This window comes from Rhizobium sp. LCM 4573 (genome assembly GCF_001854865.1).
Taxonomy (GTDB): Bacteria; Pseudomonadota; Alphaproteobacteria; order Rhizobiales; family Rhizobiaceae; genus Neorhizobium.
The window spans coordinates 201632-222457 of record NZ_MDDW01000026.1 but is presented as its reverse complement, the minus strand read 5'-3'; the positions used below and the strand labels follow the sequence as shown (position 1 = coordinate 222457).

Annotated in this window: 18 protein-coding genes; 9 read left to right on the top strand and 9 right to left on the bottom strand. The window is 61.1% G+C overall.

The window, feature by feature from the left end; all coding sequences use genetic code 11:
• Positions 1 to 52: 52 nt before the first annotated feature.
• The gene (locus LCM4573_RS20150; RefSeq protein ID WP_116285623.1) at positions 53 to 934 is read left to right on the top strand and encodes an MBL fold metallo-hydrolase; all 882 of its coding nucleotides are present in this window, start codon (positions 53 to 55) and stop codon (positions 932 to 934) included.
• A 20-nt stretch (positions 935 to 954) separates the two neighbouring features.
• On the opposite strand, the gene LCM4573_RS20145 is transcribed toward LCM4573_RS20150, so the two are convergent.
• The 6 genes from LCM4573_RS20145 to LCM4573_RS20120 all read right to left on the bottom strand — a co-directional run bounded on the left by LCM4573_RS20145 (position 955) and on the right by LCM4573_RS20120 (position 7983).
• Positions 955 to 2607: an ABC transporter ATP-binding protein gene (locus LCM4573_RS20145; RefSeq protein WP_071008157.1), complete on the bottom strand. Its 1653-nt coding sequence runs from the start codon at positions 2605 to 2607 to the stop codon at positions 955 to 957.
• A complete protein-coding gene (locus LCM4573_RS20140; protein ID WP_071008156.1) occupies positions 2604 to 3518 on the bottom strand; it encodes an ABC transporter permease in 915 nt (304 codons plus the stop codon). Before LCM4573_RS20140 ends, LCM4573_RS20145 begins: the two co-directional genes overlap by 4 nt.
• Positions 3518 to 4525 (bottom strand): ABC transporter permease, encoded by a 1008-nt coding sequence (locus LCM4573_RS20135; RefSeq protein ID WP_071008518.1) that lies wholly within the window; start codon positions 4523 to 4525, stop codon positions 3518 to 3520. Before LCM4573_RS20135 ends, LCM4573_RS20140 begins: the two co-directional genes overlap by 1 nt.
• A 69-nt stretch (positions 4526 to 4594) precedes the next feature.
• Positions 4595 to 6202, bottom strand: a complete 1608-nt coding sequence (locus LCM4573_RS20130) for an ABC transporter substrate-binding protein (protein ID WP_071008155.1) — start codon at positions 6200 to 6202, stop codon at positions 4595 to 4597.
• Between the two features lie 37 nt (positions 6203 to 6239).
• Positions 6240 to 6920, bottom strand: a complete 681-nt coding sequence (locus LCM4573_RS20125; protein ID WP_071008154.1) for an AroM family protein — start codon at positions 6918 to 6920, stop codon at positions 6240 to 6242.
• 172 nt (positions 6921 to 7092) lie between these two features.
• Complete coding sequence (locus LCM4573_RS20120) at positions 7093 to 7983, bottom strand: AroM family protein (protein ID WP_071008153.1); 891 nt, start codon at positions 7981 to 7983, stop codon at positions 7093 to 7095.
• A gap of 196 nt (positions 7984 to 8179) precedes the next feature.
• On the opposite strand from LCM4573_RS20120, the gene LCM4573_RS20115 reads away from it, so the two are divergent.
• Complete coding sequence (locus LCM4573_RS20115; protein WP_071008152.1) at positions 8180 to 9259, top strand: DUF917 domain-containing protein; 1080 nt, start codon at positions 8180 to 8182, stop codon at positions 9257 to 9259.
• Positions 9256 to 10797, top strand: a complete 1542-nt coding sequence (locus LCM4573_RS20110; RefSeq protein ID WP_071008151.1) for a hydantoinase/oxoprolinase N-terminal domain-containing protein — start codon at positions 9256 to 9258, stop codon at positions 10795 to 10797. The genes LCM4573_RS20115 and LCM4573_RS20110 overlap by 4 nt, the downstream gene beginning before the upstream one ends.
• Positions 10798 to 10844: 47 nt before the next feature.
• Here LCM4573_RS20110 and LCM4573_RS20105 read toward each other — a convergent pair whose 3' ends face one another.
• Genes LCM4573_RS20105 through LCM4573_RS20095 form a run of 3 tightly spaced genes read right to left on the bottom strand, consistent with a single transcriptional unit; the run spans position 10845 to position 13413 of the window.
• Positions 10845 to 11363 (bottom strand): flavin reductase family protein, encoded by a 519-nt coding sequence (locus LCM4573_RS20105; RefSeq protein WP_071008150.1) that lies wholly within the window; start codon positions 11361 to 11363, stop codon positions 10845 to 10847.
• Complete coding sequence (locus LCM4573_RS20100; protein WP_071008149.1) at positions 11363 to 12256, bottom strand: aldo/keto reductase family oxidoreductase; 894 nt, start codon at positions 12254 to 12256, stop codon at positions 11363 to 11365. The genes LCM4573_RS20105 and LCM4573_RS20100 overlap by 1 nt, the downstream gene beginning before the upstream one ends.
• Positions 12256 to 13413, bottom strand: a complete 1158-nt coding sequence (locus tag LCM4573_RS20095; protein WP_071008148.1) for an LLM class flavin-dependent oxidoreductase — start codon at positions 13411 to 13413, stop codon at positions 12256 to 12258. Before LCM4573_RS20095 ends, LCM4573_RS20100 begins: the two co-directional genes overlap by 1 nt.
• Positions 13414 to 13508: 95 nt before the next feature.
• Here LCM4573_RS20095 and LCM4573_RS20090 point away from each other — a divergent pair, with 95 nt between their 5' ends.
• From LCM4573_RS20090 to LCM4573_RS20065, 6 genes are all read left to right on the top strand, one after another.
• On the top strand, positions 13509 to 14213 hold the full coding sequence (locus tag LCM4573_RS20090; protein WP_071008147.1) for a GntR family transcriptional regulator: 705 nt from the start codon (positions 13509 to 13511) through the stop codon (positions 14211 to 14213).
• Positions 14214 to 14427: 214 nt separating this feature from the next.
• Positions 14428 to 15504, top strand: coding sequence for an ABC transporter ATP-binding protein (locus LCM4573_RS20085; RefSeq protein ID WP_071008146.1), 1077 nt, complete (start codon positions 14428 to 14430; stop codon positions 15502 to 15504).
• A 74-nt stretch (positions 15505 to 15578) separates the two neighbouring features.
• Positions 15579 to 16796 (top strand): ABC transporter substrate-binding protein, encoded by a 1218-nt coding sequence (locus LCM4573_RS20080; RefSeq protein ID WP_407071758.1) that lies wholly within the window; start codon positions 15579 to 15581, stop codon positions 16794 to 16796.
• Positions 16797 to 16878: 82 nt separating this feature from the next.
• Positions 16879 to 17823 (top strand): carbohydrate ABC transporter permease, encoded by a 945-nt coding sequence (locus LCM4573_RS20075; protein ID WP_071008144.1) that lies wholly within the window; start codon positions 16879 to 16881, stop codon positions 17821 to 17823.
• Between the two features lies 1 nt (position 17824).
• Positions 17825 to 18679: a carbohydrate ABC transporter permease gene (locus LCM4573_RS20070; protein ID WP_071008143.1), complete on the top strand. Its 855-nt coding sequence runs from the start codon at positions 17825 to 17827 to the stop codon at positions 18677 to 18679.
• Positions 18680 to 18758: 79 nt separating this feature from the next.
• Positions 18759 to 20750 carry an alpha-glucosidase gene (locus tag LCM4573_RS20065; protein ID WP_071008517.1) on the top strand — a complete coding sequence of 664 codons (1992 nt, stop codon included), beginning with the start codon at positions 18759 to 18761 and terminating at the stop codon, positions 20748 to 20750.
• Positions 20751 to 20826: the final 76 nt, after the last annotated feature.

Genomic DNA, 20826 nt, shown 5'->3' with positions numbered 1-20826 from the left:
GCCGCCTCCAGGCCGTTGTGAGCCAATGCGTCCAACCCCGTGAGGAGGTGCGATGACCAGATTGCTTCAGCCGCTTGTCGAGGGTTTCTACGACGAGCGGACAGGCAGCATTCAGTACGTGGTCGCTGACCCGCAGACACGCAAATGCGCGATCATCGATCCGGTTCTGGACTATGACGAGAAATCCGGCAGCACGGCCACCCGAAACGCCGATGCGATCCTTGGCTACATCCATCAGGAGCGACTCGTTCCTGCATGGATACTCGACACGCATCCGCATGCGGATCATTTTTCCGCCGCAGCCTATCTGAAGGAGAAGACGGGCGCGCCGACGGCGATCGGCGCCGAGGTTGTCAAGGTGCAGGCGCTCTGGCGGACGATCTACAACATGCCCGAACTGGCGACGGACGGGTCGCAATGGGATYGGCTGTTTGCCGACGGTGACCGGTTCCCGATCGGGGAAATGGAATGGCGCGTCATCCATTCGCCGGGACACACGCTTGCCTCCGTTACATATGTCGTCGGCGATGCCGCCTTCGTCCACGACACCCTGTTCATGCCCGACAGCGGCACCGCGCGGGCGGATTTCCCCGGTGGAAGCGCGGAAAGTCTCTGGAAATCGATCGAGGTCATCCTGGCTCTTCCGGCCGAAACGCGGCTCTTCACCGGCCACGACTACCGGCCGGAGGGAAGGCAGGCTCGATGGGAAAGCACCGTCGCCGAGCAAAGGGCGAAAAACATCCATCTGCGGGGAGGGAATGCCGACAGCTTCATTCTGATGCGAAAGGAGCGCGACAGCACATTGCCTTTTCCGCGCTTGATGCTGCACGCGCTGCAGGTGAACCTCAATGCAGGCACGCTTCCTGCGCGGGAAGACGATGGCCGCAGATATCTCAAGATACCCCTTGATGCCTTTCCCGAAGCCGCCTGGTAGAGGGTGAAGCGATCGCCGTCCTAGAGCAGGGCGGCCCGCGAGGTTTGTCGGCCGCTTGCGAGTAGCGCCTGGGTATATTCATGTTGCGGGCTGTCGAAGATGGCATCGGTCAGACCCTCTTCGACGACCACGCCACGCTTCATCACGATCGTCCGGTCGCAGATCTGCCGGATCACCGCGAGATTGTGCGAAATGAACACATAGGTGAGGTTCAGCTCGTCACGCAGTTCTTCGAGGAAGGTCAGAACCTGAGCCTGGACCGAGACGTCGAGGGCCGACGTCGGTTCATCCAGGACGAGGAGCTTCGGATTGAGCGCGACTGCCCGCGCGATGCAGACGCGCTGCTTCTGGCCTCCCGAAAGCTCGTGCGGGTAACGGTACTTGAAAGCTTTCGGTAATTGCACGATATCGAGCAGTTCCTCGACCCGTTTCTCGATGTCCCGGCCACGCATCGTCGTCTGTATGCGCAGCGGCTCGCCTATCGCATCGCCAATCGTATGGCGGCCGTTAAGGGCAGAGTGCGGGTTCTGGAAGACGAGCTGCATATCCCGGCGCTTCAGGCGCAACGCTTCGCCTGCGAGACCGGTGATACTGATACCGTCGAAGACGACATCGCCGGAAGTCGGTTCGATCAGCCGCAGGAGCATACGTGCGACCGTCGATTTGCCGGAGCCGGATTCTCCGACGATGCCGAGTACTTCGCCGGGCATGACCGAAAGACTGACGCCATCGACCGCCATCATCGAGTTGCCGCCGGCCAGCGTATAGCTCTTATGGAGGTCGATCGCTTCCACGAGCGGGGTTGGTCCGGAATTAGATGCCTCACCTGAAGGCTTTGCCTGCGCCGCCGTATCAGCGCCGATGTCATCGATTTCCGGCACCGCCGCGAGCAGTCTTTGCGTGTACTCATGCTTGGGATTGCGAAGAATGTCCTTCGTCAGCCCCTGCTCGACGACCTCCCCCTTGTACATAACCGCGCAGCGTTCCGCGACCTTGGCGATCGCCCCCACGTCATGGCTGATCATGATCACGGTCAACTTGAGCTTCCTCACAAGCTCGTTGATCAGATCCAGCACTTGCGCTTGTACGGTCACGTCGAGGGCCGTCGTCGGTTCGTCCGCGATCAGCAGATCCGGCTCTCCCGTCAGCGCCATGGCGATCAGCACACGTTGGCGCATCCCACCGGAAAGCTGATGGGGATACTGGTCGAAGACGCGTGCGGGATCATTGATGYCCACCTGACCGAGAAGTTCTTCGGCGCGCGCCCGGCGGGCGGCCTTGTCCGCCTTCGGCTTGCCCGTGGCGCGGTGATGGGCCGCGATCACGTCGGAAATCTGCCCGCCGACGGTGAAGAGCGGATTGAGATAGGTCATTGGATCCTGGAAGATCATCGAAATCCGGATACCGCGGATTTTTGCCCATCCGGCATTATCCAGTGTCGAAAGGTCCATCCCGTCGAAAACGATGCTGCCGTCCACAACGCGTGAGCGCTTCGGGCCTATCCCCATCATCGAGCGGACAAGCACGGTCTTACCTGAACCCGACTCGCCGACGATGCCGAGTGTCTCACCGGGATTGACAGTCAGATTGATCTTCTTCAGCACATGTACGGCACCGTCGAAAGTATTGATGTCGAGCGTAAACTCGCGGATATCGAGAAGGGGAGTGGTCATCGTTCACGGCTCCGGGGATCGAGAATGTCGCGCAGGCCGTCACCCAGAAGATTGAAGCCGAGGACCGTCAGGAAGATCGCCGCACCCGGAAAGAACGAATACCACCACCAGTCGGGCATATAGGACCTCGCCACCGAGACCATCGCGCCCCATTCGGGTGACGGCGGCGGGGCGCCGAGTCCGATGAAGCCCAGGCCCGCGGCCGACAGGATCGCCATGCCCATGTCCATGCTCATCTTGACGATGATCGGCGACATGCAGTTGGGCAGGATATGGTGCCAGAGGATCCATGGTGTCCTGGCACCGATCGAGCGGGCGGATTCGACGAAGAGCTCTTCCTTCACGGCAAGCGTCTTGGCCTCCACCAGGCGCACATAGCCGGGCCACCAGACGATCGCCAGTGCGATCATGCAGTTGGTGAGGCCGGGGCCGAGCGAGGCGACGATGGCTAGCGCCAGCGCAAGCCCGGGCACAGCCAAGAAGAGCTCCGTCACCCGCATGATGCAGGCGCGGATCCAGCCGCCCTTGTAGCCGGCGATAATGCCGAGCGGCACGCCGATCAGTGCCCCGAGGCCGGTGATGACGATGCCGATCCACAGCGAGGTGCGGGCACCGACGATGACGCGCGAGAAGATGTCGGCGCCCATCTCGTCGGTGCCGAACCAGTGCGCGGCGCTCGGCGGCAGGAGCCGAGCCTCCATGTTGACGGCACCCATCGTGTCCTGCGGGTAGGGCACGATCAACGGACCAATCGCCRCCAGGACCAGGAAGAGTGTGACCAGAGTGAGCCCGAACATGGAGGAAAAACTGCCGCGGAACATGTGTGCGTAGAGCCGCAACTGGCGGATCCGGCTCGCGTGGCGTTCGCGGAAGGACAGTTTCGTTTCGCTCGTCAGGTCGACGTGTGACATCAGGCCCTCCGCAGGCGCGGATCGATCCAGGCATAGGCGAGATCGACCAGTGTATTGGCGATGATGAAGAAAAAGCCGATCAGCAGCGTAACGCCGATCACCGGCTTGAAATCGGAGGCGAGCGCGGAGGATACGGCGTAAAGTCCGATCCCCGGCCAGTCGAAGACGGTTTCCACCAGGACCGTGGAGCCAAGCATCCAGCCGAAGCGGAGCCCAATCATCGCAAGCGTCGGCAGAAGGGCATTCTTCAGCGCATAAATCATGACGATGCGGCGTGACGAAAGGCCATGGGCGCGCGCAGCAACGATGTAATCCGACTGCAGGACCTCGATCATTTCCGCGCGATTGACCCGCAGGATCGAGGCGAGGCAAGGAAAGGAGAGCACGAATGCCGGCAGGATGATGTGGGAAAGCGCGGTCTGGAAAGTCCCGAAACGCCCGGCGATGAGCGAATCGATCAGCAGCGAACCCGTCACCATGTCGGGCGGGCGGGTCACCAGCGGCAGCCGGCCCGATACTGGCAGCCAGCCAAGATCGACGGAAAAGAAGAGCTGCATCAATATCCCGAACCAGAAGGCCGGGATCGCGACGCCCGAGATCGATAGGATGCGGGTGACGTGGTCGAGCGGGCCATCCTTGTAAACGGCTGACAGCATGCCGAGCGGAACGCCGACAACGACGCCGAGGGTCATTGCGACCAGGACCAGTTCCAGTGTCGCCGGGGCATAGCGCATGAGCTCATCGAGCACCGGTCGGGTGCTGACGATCGAGGTGCCGAGATCGCCGCTCAGGAGATCCTTCATATAGATCGCGAACTGTTCGACGATCGGGCGATCCAGCCCGTATTCCATGCGGATCGTGGCGACCATGTCCTCGGTCGCGTTCGGGCCGGCAACAAGCCTGGCAGGATCGCCAGGGGCCACATTGGTGATGATGAAGGTCAACACCGCAATGCCAAGCATCGTGCCGACGACAGTCAGCAATTTGCGCAAAGTGAAAGACAGCATGCCGGCCTCGGATCGGGAAGGGGAGGCGACATCCGCCGCCTCCGGCATTGATGGAATGGACGGGGAGGCTTATTCCTCTTCCTTGATCCACAGCGGGTAGAGATCGACCTCGCCGGTAAAGCGGACCGGGCTGAACTGGAAGCCCTGCAGATAGCTCTGGTGTGCCCAGCGGCGGTTCTGCAGCATGCCGAAGATTTCCGGCTGATCCTCAACGATCTGCTTCTGGATATCGGTATAGAGAGCGGCCCGCTCCTCCCAATTGGTGCTGGCACGGGCCTTGTCGATCATCTCCGAAACCTTCGGATTGTCGTAGAAGGCCATGGCGTAATACTGGCCCCAGCTGTTTTTGTGATATTGGTAGGCGACCGCATCGGGATCGATCGAGATCGGCGTCGTGAAGACCGAAGTCATGTTCGGTGACGTGTCGACGCTTGAGCCTGCGGCCACCATGTTCGGCCATTGCTCGGGCTTGATATTGACGTTGATGTTGAGCGCCTTCAAGTTGTCGAGGAGCACGAGACCGATGCGTCGGGCCTCCTCCAGGCCTGCGACATGCACGTAGTCGAGGGTGAGCCCGCCATCCTTGTATGCGGACTTGGCAAGGTATTCCTTCGCCTTGGCAAGGTCCTGGCGCGGAATGCCTGGCACCTCGATATGGCCTTTCATCGCGTCCGGAAGCGGACTGGTCTCGAGCGTGGCCGCACCGTTGTAGATCTGGATCAGCGCGTCGTAATCGAGGGCGTAGGCGATCGCCTTGCGCAGGTTGATGTCGGCGGTCGGCCCCTTCTGGGTGTTGAACTTGATACCGAATGTGGTCATTCCCTTGTGATCCTGAATCACGATGCCCGGGATGTTCTTGACCTGCACATAGTCGTCGGAGGTCAGTCCCTCAACGATATCGGCTTCGCCGCGCTGAAGGGCGGCCTTCTGGGCTGCCGGTTCGCGGATCATCCGGTAGATGACGCCCGCCGGGCGGTTCTCGCCCTGCGGCCAACCCTTCCAGTAGTCGTCGACCGCTTCGACCTCATAGAGCACGTTCGGTTCCCAACGCCCCAGCTTAAAGGGGCCGGAACCAGCCGCGTGGTCGGTCAGCCACTTCTGGCCATAGTCGCCATCGACCTCGTTTGCCTTCACCTCGTTCGGGTTGACGATATACCACCACGGCAGGAAGGAGAGGAACGGCGCGTAAGGCGCCTTGAGCTCGAACTTGACGGTATGGTCGTCAACCACGCTGATGCCTTCGGGCGCCAGGAAGTCCTTCAGCATCCAAGCTACGCCCTTGTTGAGCTTCAGGCCGCGTTCGAAGGAATACCGGATCGCTTCGGCATTCACCGGGTCGCCGTTGTGGAACTTGGCGTCCTTGACCAGATGGAAGGTCCAGGTCTTGCCGTCCTCGCTAGTTTCCCAGCTTTCCGCCAGCCAAGGCTTCAACTCGGCCGGATCACCTTCGTATTTCAGGAGCGCATCGTAGACGGCCTGCTGGATCATGCGGGTCGACCAGTCGTAGCGGACATGCGGATCGAGCACCGGAATGGCCTGACGTCCGCCGAAGACGATGACATTGCCGCGGTCGGTGCGTTCGAAGGCAGCGACGGGCGAAACCAGCGCCGAGCTGGCGAGCATCGCAAGGGCGGTCAGGCCCAGTGCGAACTTTGTAAATGTGGCATTTCTGTTCATGTCCGTTCCCTCTTTTTCTTATTGCAGGAGCTGATTGTCAAAGCATCTGGCGGAGTACGCCGGCGACAAGACGTCTCGAAAGGAGTACTGGCGCGCGGATGGGCGTCTTGGCTTGGGCCAGCATGTCGGCGGAGTAGCCCATGCAGTGCATGATGACGAGGTCGCAATCTGCCAGGACTGCCGCCCGCTCTTCTATATCGTCGCCGGCATAGGGCGAGGCGGCCACCACCTTCGGTTCGCCTGTGAAAACATGCCGCCTGGAAAATTCCTCCACCTGGCGCTCAAGGGGCACGATGACGCCGAGCCGGCGGGCGGTCTGGGCAAGCGCTTCAACGGTCGAATCGACGATCCGCTGCGCTTCCACAACGAGCGTATTTACGAGCGGCTCGATCTTCGTGCCCGTGCACAGAAGCACGATGATGTCGAAGCCTTGATTGTCGAGATCTTGGAGGAGAAGGTTGAGACGCTCCTCGGTCCGCTCTTTGGAGGTGACGATCTCCTCTCCGCTTCTAAGGCGCGTGGCAAAAGAGAGTTCGGCCGGCCTCGCCTCCATGCCGGCGAGTTCTGCGGGCGTCATGCCGTCGAGCACACCGAATTCCACGACCTCGAATTTCCGATCTTCCTGGCCCGCGGTGATATCGGCAATCATCTCCGGCACTATGTCGCTGCGTGGCGTCTGGCCGATTGTGACGAATGCAATGCGCGGAGAAGAATTCATGTCGGCTCCAGGGCTATCCCGTAAGGACGTCTACTGATCCGAAGCCTAGCGTGTCCCTTGTGCCGCCTACTATCAGGGAGTTTCCCTATCCCGACCCGAGATTGGCGGAAAAATGCCTGATTAAATCGTGTGCAGAATTCGTTCTCCCGGTGCCGCGGTCTATTTCGTGGTGTCAGAAGAATCCGGCGGAGACCACGAGACGTATCAAGGCACCCACCGAGGTCACTTCCATCTTGCTCATGACATTGGCGCGATGAATCTCGACCGTCTTGGGACTGATCCCGAGTTGGCGGGCGACTGCCTTGTTCGAAAGTCCCTCCGCAACCAGCGAGAGGACCTGCTTTTCCCGTGGGGTCAGTCGCATGAGACGTTCGGAAAATTCCGCATGCACGTCCGGCAATGCAGTCGCCTGGGCCTGGCTGAGGAGCAGGCGGATCGCGCCGGCTATGAGGCGCCTGGCAAGCACCACCGGCTTCCCGCTCGCCTTGGCCACCATCTGCTGGTCGGCTTCCGTAAAACTCACGGAATTCAAGACGATGATATCGCATTCTGCAAGATCGACGAGGGCGCGGGCGAGTGATGCTCGGTCTCCATCATGGGCATGGGTCGCCGTCACGCGGAAAAGTCCCAGCGCTGGAATGTCCAGCTCGGCGACCTGCTRTTCGAGCGGCTGTATAATGCCGATGGCTTCACCCTGAGAGGCGAGCGAGATGATGGTCGATTCCATGGCGCGTTGCGCATTGACGGTGGGGCAGGTGCTTTCGAACTCCCGGAAGATGCCAGTGGACAGGATAACGACCAGATCGAACTCGTGGGGATGGAAATTGGCGACGATGCCTGCCATCCGCTCGGTGATCCTCGGCTTCGAAAGCACGATATCGCTGCCGTCACGTAAACGTGTCACGATCCCGGGCTCGCCCGGCTGCGGCCGGAACTGATCGATCTCGCCGCTCGAAAGCCCGTCCAGGGCGCCGATTTCCACTGCCTCCATGGGAAGGTCGAGGCTCGCCAGCATGGTCTCGATGAGATCGGCCCGAGGAGAATGGCCGACGCTCACAAACATGACCTTGCGCCTGGGTTCGCGGTTTTCATTCGCAGGAGCATCGTCACGAGCAATTCTGGATGCCAAGGTCGTTTTATCTCCCATGCTGGAGGGCGACATGCTGCTTAATTTTTGTGCGCCGCCCTTCTAGGTGCAGTCCCTTATATTCTCGAAGCGCCTGCGAAGCTAGGTTCGTTGCCGATCTTCGGAGGTAACTATGATCCGTGAATTCGAGATGGGTGAAATCGACCCTTTGGCGGTCGGAGCTTGGATATTGGGAACAGGCGGCGGCGGCAGCCCGTACCTGGCGCAACTGAATCTGAAAAAACTCTACAAGGAAGGAAAGCGGGTCAAGCTGATCGATCCGCTCGCGCTCGACGACAATGATGCCGTGGCGGTCGTCTCCAAGATGGGCGCGCCGCTCGTGGGGCAGGAGCGCCTCGTCGATCCGGCGCATCTGGCGCGCGCCATGGAAGTTATGGAAGACTATACGGGCAAGAGGTTCCGCGCCGTCATGAGCGTGGAAATCGGTGGTGGCAATGCACTCTCACCCTTCCTGGCCGGCGCCATGCTGGATATTCCGGTCGTCGATGCCGATGCCATGGGTCGCGCCTATCCCGAGGCGCAGATGACGAGCTTCGCCATCGGCGACCTCACCATGTATCCACTGACGCTTGTCGATTGCCGCGAGAACGAGGCGATCGTCAGCAAGGCGGCTTCCTGGAAGTGGATGGAGCGGATTTCTCGCAAGATCTGTACCGAGGTCGGTTCGACTTCCGCTACCTGCAAGGCTCCGCGCACCGGCAAGGAGGTCAAGGAATGGGGCGTACTGCACACCGTGACCAAGGCGGTGGCACTCGGCCGCGCAGTTCTTGATGCGCGTGCCGCCCATGCCGATCCGGTCAAGGCGGTTCTCGACCACGAAGGTGGGAAGACCCTCTTCAAGGGTAAGATCGTCGACGTCGACCGTACGACCACCGGCGGCTTCCTGCGTGGCTCGGCAAGGATCGAAGGTCTCGACGAGGACCGCGGCTCGACGGTGGAACTCGCCTTCCAGAACGAATGGGCCGTCGCCTTCAGAGATGGCGAGGCGATCGCCATGACGCCGGATCTGATCTGCCTGCTTGATACGGTTTCGGGCGAGGCGATCGGCACGGAAACCGTTCGCTACGGCCAACGGGTGACCGCGATCGCTCTTCCCGCACCCGAAGTGCTTTGCACGCCAAAGGGCCTGCAGCATGTCGGCCCGCGCGCCTTTGGTTATGACCTCGACTTCAAATCGGTATTTGCAGCATGAAACGCATAGGCATCGACGTCGGCGGCACCAATACGGATGCCGTCCTCATCGACGGCGAGAAGGTTGTCTCAGCCGTCAAGTTTCCCACCACAGCCGATGTTATGCAGGGCGTGGTCAACGCAATCCAGAAGGTGACCGCGGATCAGCCTCCGGGCGCGGCGCCTGTCGACGCGGTGATGATCGGGACTACCCATTTCACCAATGCGGTCGTCGAGCGCGCCCGCCTGGAGCGGGTTGGCGCGATCCGCATTGCCATGCCGGCCGGCGCTTCCCTGCCGCCGATGATCGACTGGCCGGAAGATCTTCGCGATGCCGTCGACCCGCTGTCCTTCATGGTCGAGGGCGGGCACGAGTATGACGGGCGTCCCTTGGTGCCGCTCGACGTTGAGGCGGTCCGCGAGGCGGCAATGAAGATCCGTGACGCCGGCATAACCTCCGTAGGCATCACGGCGCTGTTTTCCCCACTGACCACCGAATGCGAGGACGCGGCGGCCGAAATCATTCGTTCGATTATTCCGGACGCCAGGATCACGCTTTCCAACTCGCTGGGTCGCATCGGTCTTCTCGAGCGCGAAAACGTGACGCTTCTCAATTCCGCCCTGCAGAATCTCGGAGCAGTCACGGTTGCAGCCTTCGAGAAGGCGTTGAAGGAAGCCGGGATCGACGCACCCTTCTATCTCACTCAGAACGACGGGACGGTCGTGCTCGCGGAAGTCGCTGCGGCCAATCCCGTCTACAGTTTCGCTTCCGGGCCGACCAATTCCATGCGTGGCGCGGCGTTTCTGACGGGCCTGACCGAGGCCATGGTGATCGACGTGGGCGGCACCACCTCCGATGTCGGCTGCCTTGTGGGCGGTTTCCCGCGCGAGGCGAACAATGTCGTTGAAGTCGGCGGCGTGCGCACTCTGTTCCGCATGCCGGATCTGCTGCCGATGGCACTCGGCGGCGGCACGATCATCGATCCCGAAACCGGCAAGATCGGCCCCCGCTCGGTCGGGTATCGCATCACTGAAAAGGCACTCGTCWTCGGCGGCGATACGCTGACGACCACGGATGTCGCCGTTGCGGCCGGGCTTGCGGAGATCGGCGACCGCGACCGCGTCAGGCATCTCGACAAGGCGCTGGTTGCAACCCTCCTCAAGCGGATCGAAGCCATGGTCGAGGATGGCGTGGACCGAATGAAGACCTCGGCCGAGGGTGTAAAATTGATCGCAGTCGGCGGCGGGGCCTTCCTTATCCCCGAGAAGTTGAAGGGTGCCTCCGAGGTGCTCAGCGTCGAGCATGCAGGGGTTGCCAACGCGCTCGGCGCGGCGATGGCCCAAGTATCGGGCGAGGTCGATCAGGTCTTTTCGGGCCTGAGCCGTGACGAGGCGCTTGCGGAAGCGGAAACGCTCGCTCGCCGGCGGGCGGTGGAGGCCGGTGCGCGGGAAGGCTCGATCAATGTTCTCGATACCGAGGACATTCCGATCGCCTATTTGCCGGGCAATGCCCGCCGCGTCAGGGTGAAGGTAGTCGGCGACATCAGTTTCGCCGCCTGATATCCAAGAAACGTCTGCTCCGGCTTGCGTCGGGGCAGATGCTCCCGTCATTGACTGACGGTGGCGAAGCGGCCGAACCGGCCACGTGAAAAGCATAGCGGATCGCCCTCGCGGTGGGCGGCACGCAGAACGCGCCCGACGATCAGCGTATGATCGCCCGCGTCGTGAAGAGAGGAGCGCTCGCATTCGAAGCGAGCAAGCGTGCCTTGAATGACCGGCACTCCTTCGAAATTCTCGTCCCAGGGCAGTTCGTCGAAACCGCCGCCGCTCCGTGTAAAAAGCGCGCTCAAGCCGTCCTGCTCGGCGCTCAACACGTGAACGGCGAAGTGCGTCGCGTCGGTATAGACGCTGTGGCGCGATGAGTTTTTGGCGGYCGACCAGAGCACCAGCGGCGGATCGAGTGACACCGAAGTGAAGCTGTTGACCGTCATGCCGACCGGCCCTTCGGGTGTCCTCGCGGTGACGACCGTCACCCCGGTGGTGAAAGTTCCAAGCGCATTGCGGAAGGTGCGCGTGGTTGACGCGTCGGGCACGAACACCTGCTCGTCAAGAGTGGAAGTCAGCATCAGGGCACCTCGCGTCCATTCGCTTCCGAGTAGAGCTCGAACCAGGTTTGCCGGTCCATCTGTACTTTGGTGGCATCGGCAATGCAGGCGATACRCTTTAGGTTGTTGGTTCCGAGGACCGGTATAATCCGGGCGGGGTGCCGCAACAGCCAGGCGATCGCGACCGCGGTGGCATCCACGCCCTGTTCGGTTGCGATCCGCTCAAGCGCGCCTGCCAGCATTGCCCGCTCGGTATTGAAGAGCGAACCTCCGCCAAGCGGCGACCAGGCCATTGGCGGCAGTTTGCGCTCCTGCAGGAAAGCGAGGTCGCCGTTGACGAAGGCGTCGGTCGCGACGAGGCTCATCTCGATCTGGTTGGTGACGAGCCGCGTGTTCATGTTGGATTGCAGCAGCGTGAAGTCCCATGGCCGGAAGTTCGAGACGCCCACGGCCCTGACCTTGCCGGATGCGACCAGCCTATCGAGTATTTCGCCGGTCTCGACGGGATCGAGCAGGGGATCGGGCCGGTGGATCAGCAGGAGATCGATCCGGTCGGTCCCCATATCGCTGAGCGAGGCTTCGACGGAGGTGCTGACGTGATCAGCCCCGGTGTCATAGTGCTTGACGCGGGCCGCCGAATGTCGGCCGGCCGGTGCGACGATCCCGCATTTGGTGACAATCTCGATTTGGTCGCGCAACGACGGTGAGGCCTTCAGTGCCCCGCCCAGGATCGCCTCGGCGGTGTAGCCGCCATAGATGTCGGCCTGATCCATCGTGGTAATGCCCTGCGCCAAGCAGGTTTCCACCTTGGCCTGAACGTGAGCCGGCGAGGTATCCGGATCATCGCCGATCCGCCACATGCCATAGACGAGCCGGCTCAATTCGAGGTCCGGAGAAAGCTTCATGCGTTCCATCAGTGGCGTCTCCCCTGGCCGAGCGGCGTCGCCGGCGTTTCGGCCGGCACGCGGCCATAGATATGCGGAAGCGAACAGGTCTTGAGTTCAGGCAGGACCTTGGTGCCAAAATGCTCCGCTTCGTCGAGATGCGGATAGCCGGAAAGGATGAAAGCCCGAATGCCCATCTTCCGGTATGCTTCGAGTTCGGAAAGAACCTGGTCCGTCGAACCGACGAGGGCTGCGCCGCAACCGGACCTCGCTCGCCCGATGCCGGTCCACAGATGCGGCTCGACATAGCCGTATTTATCGGCAAGCTCGCGGGTCCGGGCCTGATGCGATACGCCGAGCGAGATATTGTCATGAGCACGTCCGCGGATCAGGCGGCCATATTCGTCATCGAGTCTGGAGACCAGATGCTCGGCATATTCGCGGGCTTCCTTCTCCGTATCCCGGACGATCATATGCACCCGCAGACCATAGTCGAGTGTGCGCCCATGCGCCGTTGCACGTTCATGTACGGCGCGCATCCGCTCGGCGAGCTGCTCTTTCGTTTCCGGCCACATGAGATAGACGTCGCACTGGGCGCCGCAGAGTTCGAGCGCATCCGGCGAATAGCCGCCGAAATAAAGAAGCGGACCGCCGTTCTGCTGGTAAGGCTTGGCGGGATCGGTGGGCACGCCCTTGAATTGATAGATCTCCCCATCGTGGTCGATCGTATCACGGGTCCAGGCCTGGCGTAGGATTTCCACGACTTCATGGCTGCGCCGATAGCGAAAAGCGCTATCAGCGACCTCGCCGGGAAAATCGGAGCTGATGATGTTGAGGGTCAGGCGGCCCTTCAGCATATGGTCGAGCGTCGCAACGGTGCGGGCAAGCATGATCGGCTGTATCTCTCCGCAGCGGACCGCGGCGAGAAAGTTGATGCTTTCGGTGATCGGCGCGCAGCCGGCGACGAAGCTGAGCGTGTCCTGCCCGACCTGATAGGAGGACGGGCAAAGGATATTGCGAAAACCCAGGGTCTCGGCTTTCCTGACGATGGAGGAGCAATGATCCCAGCTCGAACGAAGGTCCCCGTCCGGCACTCCGAGATAGGCATAGTCGTCGGAGCACAGGGCCGCAAACCAGGATACTTCGGCAGCATCGAGATCGGCGGATGTTACGGGAACGACGGTCATGAAATCCTCCTCATGCTGCTGGTGCGGGATTGAATATCACCCGCATTCGTGTAAATCAATGGTGTATCAATTTGAGGGGGAGGAAATTCAGCGCCATGGCACGCCATTCCGGTAGCCTACCGATCTATCTGCAATTTGCGGAGCTGCTTGCGCGCGACATTGCCGCCGGACGCTTGGTGGACGGCGAAAAGCTTGCCCCTGAACGCGACATGGCGGCGGAGCTCGGCATCGCGGTCGGCACGCTTCGCAAGGCTCTTGCCGAACTGCAGAACAGGGGATTGCTTCAGCGGGTGCAGGGATCGGGGAACTACATCCGCGCCATCAATGATCCGAAGAGCGTCTATGCCATGTTCCGGTTGGAGCTCATCAAGGGTGGCGGCCTTCCCACCGCGGAGGTGCTGAGTGTCGAGAGGCTCAAGAAAACTGGGGAGCTGCCGGAATTCGGTTCGTCCGACGAGGGGCATCGCATCCGCCGCATTCGCCGGCTTTCTGGGCAGGTCGCGGCGCTGGAGGAAATCTGGCTCGACGGATCCTATGTGGAGGCGATCGCGCCGGAAGATCTATCGGAGTCCCTCTATCTCTATTACAGGAAGCAACTGGGCCTATGGATCGCAATGGTGGAAGATCGCGTCGGCCTGGACGCCGTGCCCGACTGGGCGCCGGCGGTCTTTGGCCAGAAAGCGGGCGCGCCGATAACGCATGTTCTGCGCATCAGCCACGCCCAGGATGGAATGGTGGCCGAGGTCTCCCGCACCTGGTTCGATCATTTCGTGGCGCGCTATGTATCCCGCCTCCGTTAGCGGGCGCGCCGGCGCCATGGCATAGTTATGTTCTCCAGAACGCACAAGCGGTGCGGAATTGAGTATGATATACTAGTTTAATCAGCATCTTAAGCATACGGTTTCTTGCCCGAAAATAAAATTGATACACCATTGATTTCCTTTCTTGGGTCGATATGATCCCGCATGGTAGGACACCGAGGCCTTGCCGGCTTCGGATGTTGAGGAGGAATGGATGGCTTCAGTCAGCCTGCGCAAGCTGGACAAGAAGTACGGCTCGCTGCGAGTGGTCAAAGGCATCGATCTGGAGATCGCAGATGGCGAATTCGTGGTGCTGGTCGGTCCGTCCGGCTGCGGCAAGTCCACCACCTTGCGCATGGTGGCGGGGCTGGAGCAGATCACCGCCGGCGAGGTCCGTATCGGCGAACGCGTGGTGAACAAGCTGCCGCCGCGCGAGCGCGACATCGCCATGGTCTTCCAGGATTACGCGCTTTATCCCCATAAGACCGTCCACGAGAACATGAGCTTCAGCCTCAAGGTGCGCGGCGTGAGTGCTGCCGAAATAAGCGCTCGCGTTGCCGAAGCGGCGGAAATGCTTGGCATTTCCCATCTTTTGGAGAGGCGCCCGGGCCAGCTTTCCGGCGGTCAGCGGCAGCGGGTCGCCATGGGACGCGCCATTGTGCGTCGCCCGCAGGTCTTTCTGTTCGACGAGCCGCTCTCCAACCTCGATGCCAAGCTCCGCGGCCAGGTGAGGACCGAGATTAAGCGTCTGCATCAAACAATCGGCACGACGATCATCTACGTCACTCACGACCAGGTAGAGGCGATGACGCTTGCCGACCGCATCGTCATCCTGAGGGGCGGCGATATCGAGCAGGTCGGCACACCCGACGAGGTCTACAATCGGCCCCAAAGCATGTTCGTCGGCGGCTTCGTCGGAGCACCGGCGATGAATTTCGCAAAGGCGAAAGTGGTGGGCGACATGCTTGTCTTCGCAGAGGGACCCGCGCTGCCGGTTTCGGCGGTCGAACTCGGCAAGTCGAGCGCGATCGATGGCCGGGAACTGATTGTCGGCATCCGGCCGGAGCATTTCACGGCAGCGAATGGCGCGGATGGCTTGCTTTCCGCCGAGGCCCAGGTCATCGAGCCGCTGGGTTCGGATACGCTGGTTCATTTCACGATCGGCAAGGAAGCCATGACGGCGCGCATGCCACCGAGTTTCCGCCCGCAGCCGGGCACGCAATTCAGGCTCGGGGTCGATCCCGCCAAGATACGCCTTTTCGACATCGCCTCGCAACGCGCGATCAATTGAAGCCGGGCGCGGCCGGCACGATAAGAACCGCGCGATTGTCTAAACGGGAGGATGAAATGAAGCTTCAGACATTCATGGGGGCAATGCTTACGGCAAGCGCAGTTGGCCTTGCGCTTCCAGCCATCGCCGATACCGAACTCAAGGTCTATATCTCCAGCCAGCACCAACCGCAGGTCTGGCGTAAGGCGCTTGACGAATACGAGGCCAAGACACCGGGCGTCAAAGTAACCATTGAGACCGGCGGCAACACATCGGAAGCGCAGGCGCAGTACCTCAACACCATCATGTCGGCGAAAGACGCTTCGCTCGACGTGCTCATTCTCGATGTGATCCGCCCGGCGCAGTTCGCCACGGCGGGATGGACGACCGCGTTCACCGGCAAGGACATGTCCGTTTATCTGCCGGCCTATGCCGAGGCGAATACCGTCGACGGCAAGATCGTGGCGCTGCCGGCCTTTGCCGATTCCATGTTCCTCTATTACCGCAAGGACCTGCTCGACAAATACGGCGTGACGCCGCCCAAAACCTGGGACGAATTGAAGGCCGCGGCCAAGAAGATCGCCGAGGGCGAGGGCAACCCGGATCTGCAAGGCCTGTCCTTCCAGGGCAAGGCGATCGAGGGAGCTGTCTGCACCTTCCTCCTGCCGTATTGGAGCCAGGGCAAGACCCTCGTCTCCAACGGCAAGCTCGAGTTCGACCGCGACGCGGCCGAGAAGTCGCTCGCCCTGTGGAAGAGCTTCGTCGATGAGGGCGTCGCCAAGAAGAACATTGCGGAAGTCGCCACCGACGATACCCGCAAGGAGTTCCAGGCCGGCAACGTCATCTTCGCGGTCAATTGGTCCTATGCCTGGGCCCAGTCTCAGGGGCAGGAATCGGCCGTGGCCGGGAAGGTCGGCGTCGAGAGGCTGCCGGCGATCGAGGGCGGCGAGCAGGCGACCTGCCTCGGCGGCTGGGAGTTCGGCGTATCGGCCTATTCCAAGTCGCAGGAAGAGGCCAAGAAACTGGTCGAATATCTCTCGAGCAAGGATGTCTCGAAGTACATGGCCATCAACGGCTCGCTGCTGCCGACTTACGCCGACCTTTATGCCGATCCGGATGTGCTCAAGGCCGCGCCCTGGTTCGCCGATGCCCGGCAGGTGGTGGAGACCRCCAAGCCGCGGCCGGTCACGCCCCGCTACAACGAGGTCAGCGAGGTCATCCGCACGACGGTCAACGCAGTGCTCGCGGGCGTCACGACGCCGCAGGACGGCGCGGCGCAGATCGAGAGCCGCCTCAGGCGCATCCTGCGGTGATATTCAGGGGGAAGGGATGGGAGACGCTGTCCATCCCTTTGAACCGGCACGGCGAAGAGTTCTCTTTCAAGAAGACGCGGGAATGGCAGTATTGAGCATATCAGCGAGGGACAGCGCAAAGGACAGCGAAAGACCCTCTCCGGTCTGGATCCGGTGGCTCGACCTCAGCGATCGAGCCATGGCGGTCCTGCTGCTGCTGCCTGCCGCGGTGCTTCTGGCGCTTATCATCGTCTACCCGATCGGAAGGCTCGTCTACACGAGCTTTTTCAACCTCTCGCTGACCTCCGGACTGCCCGCCGAATTCGTCGGCCTCGAAAACTACCGGATCATGCTCGATGATCCGGTCTTCTGGGAAACGACCTGGAACACGGTGCTGATCACGCTGATCACGGTTCCAGGCGCTCTGCTTCTCGGCCTCGGTCTGGCGCTACTGGCCAACCTGCCATTCGCCATGCAATGGCCGGTGCGCCTGTCGCTTCTGATCCCCTGGGCGCTGCCGCTGTCCTTCGCGGGGCTCATCTTCGCGTGGTTCTTCCACTACGAATACGGCGTGGTGAACGATGTTCTCAACCGGCTCGGCTTCGAAGGCGTCATATGGTTCAACTCCCCGAACTGGGCGTTTGCGGCGATCTGTCTGACGATTATCTGGAAGACCTCGTCCTTCATGGCGCTGATCATCCTGGCGGGCCTGCAGACCATACCGCGGTCTCTCTACGAGGCCGCCGATGTGGACGGGGCGGGACGGCTGCGACAGTTCTTCGAGATAACGCTTCCGCTTCTGAAACCGGCGATCGTGGTGGCGCTGATCTTCCGCACCATCACCGCGCTGCAGACCTTCGACATTCCCTACATGATGACAGGAGGCGGACCGGGAAGTTCGACCGCCACGCTCGCCATGTACATCCACCAGAACACCGTTTCCTTTCTCGATCTCGGCTACGGTTCGGCGTTGGCCGTGGTGATGTTCATCCTGTCGATGGGGGTAACGGCGATCTATCTGCGCGTCATCCGGACGAGGGAGGCTTGAGATGAACGCTCTCGTTTCCTCCAGCCCCGCCCAGTTGCTTTCCGGCAAACCGCTTCGTTTTATCGCCGCCGGCATCCTCCTGATCAATGGGCTGTTCCCGGCGCTCTGGATTCTCTTCACCTCGCTCAAGACCGAGGGCGAACTGACTGAAAAGCCGATCACCTGGTTCCCGCAGGCGCCGACGCTTGCGAACTACGTGCAGGCTTTTTCCGACCAGCCGCTGCATCTCTTCCTGTTCAACAGTTTCATGGTCGCACTCCTTTCGACCTGCCTGACGTTGCTGGTCTCCGTGCTTGCCGCTTACGCACTGGCGCGCTTGAACCTGCGTTATCGCGGATTGATCCTGTCTGTGATCGTGGCTGTTTCCACGTTCCCGCTTGTCACGCTCCTCGTGCCGCTTTTCGAAATCATGAGAGCGTTGAACCTGCTCAATACCTGGATTGCGCTGATCCTGCCTTATACGGTCCTTTCACTTCCGGTCTGCACCTTGATTCTGGTGTCCTTCTTCGAAGGCATCCCGCGGGACCTGGAAAACGCCGCGATGATCGACGGCTGCACACGGCTTGGCGCTCTCTTCAAGGTGGTCGTGCCCTTGAGCGCGCCGGGCGTCTTCACGGCGGGAATTCTGGCCTTCGTCAACGCGTGGGACGAATTCCTTCTGGCGCTTTCCTTCAATTCCAATCCCACCCTACGCACACTGCCGGTCGGCATCCAGCTCTATCAGGGCGAGTTCGCCTTTCCTTGGCCCGTGATTTCCGCCGCACTCGTGGTGGGTATCGTGCCGGTCGCGATATTGATCGTCATCTTCCAGGAACGTGTCGTTTCGGGCCTGACGGCCGGGGGAATAAAGGGGTGAATGGGGGATGCCGATGGAGGATGTTTTGACACGCGACGCGCTGCAACCGGCCACAGTCACGGAGGCCGGGCGCGGGAAGATGACGGTCGAGAAGACCGTCGATGGGTTTTCCATTACGCTCGAAGGTCGCGTCGTCCTGCGACACAGCGCATCCCATCCATCCCTGTTCGTCGGGCACGGGCAGGAGCGGATGGACATGTATCGCGGCAATTTCGAGGTCGAGGATTACATCGTCGAGCGCAGCGCGCTGCGCCATGCCGAGGTCCGTGTGGATGGGATCAGCCTCTCCTATGCGGAGGGAAGGGCGCCCCGGCTGGAACTCGTGGTCTCCGATTGCGCCATTCATTTCCGATCCCTTGACCCGTCCATCAACCGCTTCTGGATCCGGGTTCATGCCGATAATGACGAGCACGTCTGGGGCGGCGGCGAGCAGATGTCCTATTTCAACATGCGCGGTCGGCGCTTTCCGCTATGGACCTCCGAACCTGGCGTCGGCCGCGATAAGACCAGCGAAATCACGTTCCGATCCAATATCAAGGACAGGGCGGGCGGCGACTACTACAACACCAACTATCCGCAGCCGACTTACATCTCCTCCATGCGCTATGCGCTGCATGTGGAGACGACCGCCTATTCGGTCTTCGATTTTCGTCGAAAGACCTTTCATGAGATCGAGGTGTGGGCGGTGCCGGAGTGCATCGAGTTCCATACCGCGCCGACTTTCATCGAGCTTGTCGAGATGCTTTCAACTCGCTTCGGGCGGCAGCCAGAGCTGCCGGAGTGGATCTACAAAGGCGCGATCATAGGGCTGAAGGAGGGTGTCAACTCCTTTATTCGGCTGAAGAAGATGCGGGATGCCGGCGTACAGGTCTCCGGCCTCTGGTGCGAGGATTGGGTCGGTATCCGCGAGACCTCGTTCGGTTCCCGGCTTTTCTGGAACTGGCAGGCCAACGAGCAGCGTTACCCGGACCTGCGCCAGAAGATCGCCGAACTCAATGATGATGGGATCCGGTTCCTCGGCTACGTCAATCCCTATCTCTGTGTCGACGGCGGCTTGTTCGCGGAAGCCGAAGCCGCGGGTTATTTCGCGAAGGACGAAGTCGGCCGCACGGCCATCATCGATTTCGGCGAGTTCGATTGCGGCGTAGTGGATTTCACAAATCCGGAAGCGGGCGAATGGTTTGCCGAGGAGGTGATCGGCCGTCGGATGTTGGATTACGGCCTCTCCGGCTGGATGGCCGACTTCGGCGAATATCTGCCGATCAATGTGGAACTCGCCAATGGTGTCGATGCGAAACTGATGCACAACGCCTGGCCGACGCTTTGGGYCGAAGTCAATGCAAAAGCCGTGGCGAGCCGTGGGAAGACGGGCGAGGCCCTGTTCTTCATGCGGGCCGGCTTTACCGGCATGCAGAAACATTGCCCGCTTCTATGGGGTGGCGATCAATCCGTCGATTTCTCCCGCCATGACGGGCTGGTCACCGTCATATGTGCAGCACTTTCGTCCGGCCTGCTCGGCAATGCCTATCATCACTCGGATATCGGCGGCTATACGAGCCTCTTCGGCAACGTGCGCACGCCTGAACTCCTGATGCGCTGGGCGGAAATGGCGGCGTTTACGCCGGTCATGCGCTCCCATGAGGGAAACCGGCCCCGAGACAATATCCAGATCGACCAGGACCCGGAGGTGCTGGAGCATTTCGCGCGCATGACTCGGATCTACGTGCATCTGGCGCCCTATCTCAAATCGCTATCGAAAGAGGCAGCTGCGTGCGGCCTACCGGTACAGCGGCCGCTCTTCCTGCATCATGAAGGCGATAGGAGGACCTACGATATCCAGGACAGCTATCTCTACGGGGCGGAACTTCTGGTTGCTCCGGTCTGGCAGGCGGCGCAGGAAGAACGCGTCGTTTACTTGCCGGAGGGTGTGAGATGGGTGCATCTCTGGAGCGGGCAGGAATATGAAGGCGGCTCGGACGTCACGGTCGCCGCGCCGCTCGGGAGCCCTCCCGTCTTCTATCGCACCGATGCCACGTTTGCGGAAAGATTTGCGAGGCTCAGGCAACTCTAAGGAAGATAGTAATATATAGCGACGGAGAAGCAGGCTCCGCCTCGTCGCTGGGCAGATGGACCCTCGGTCACAATAT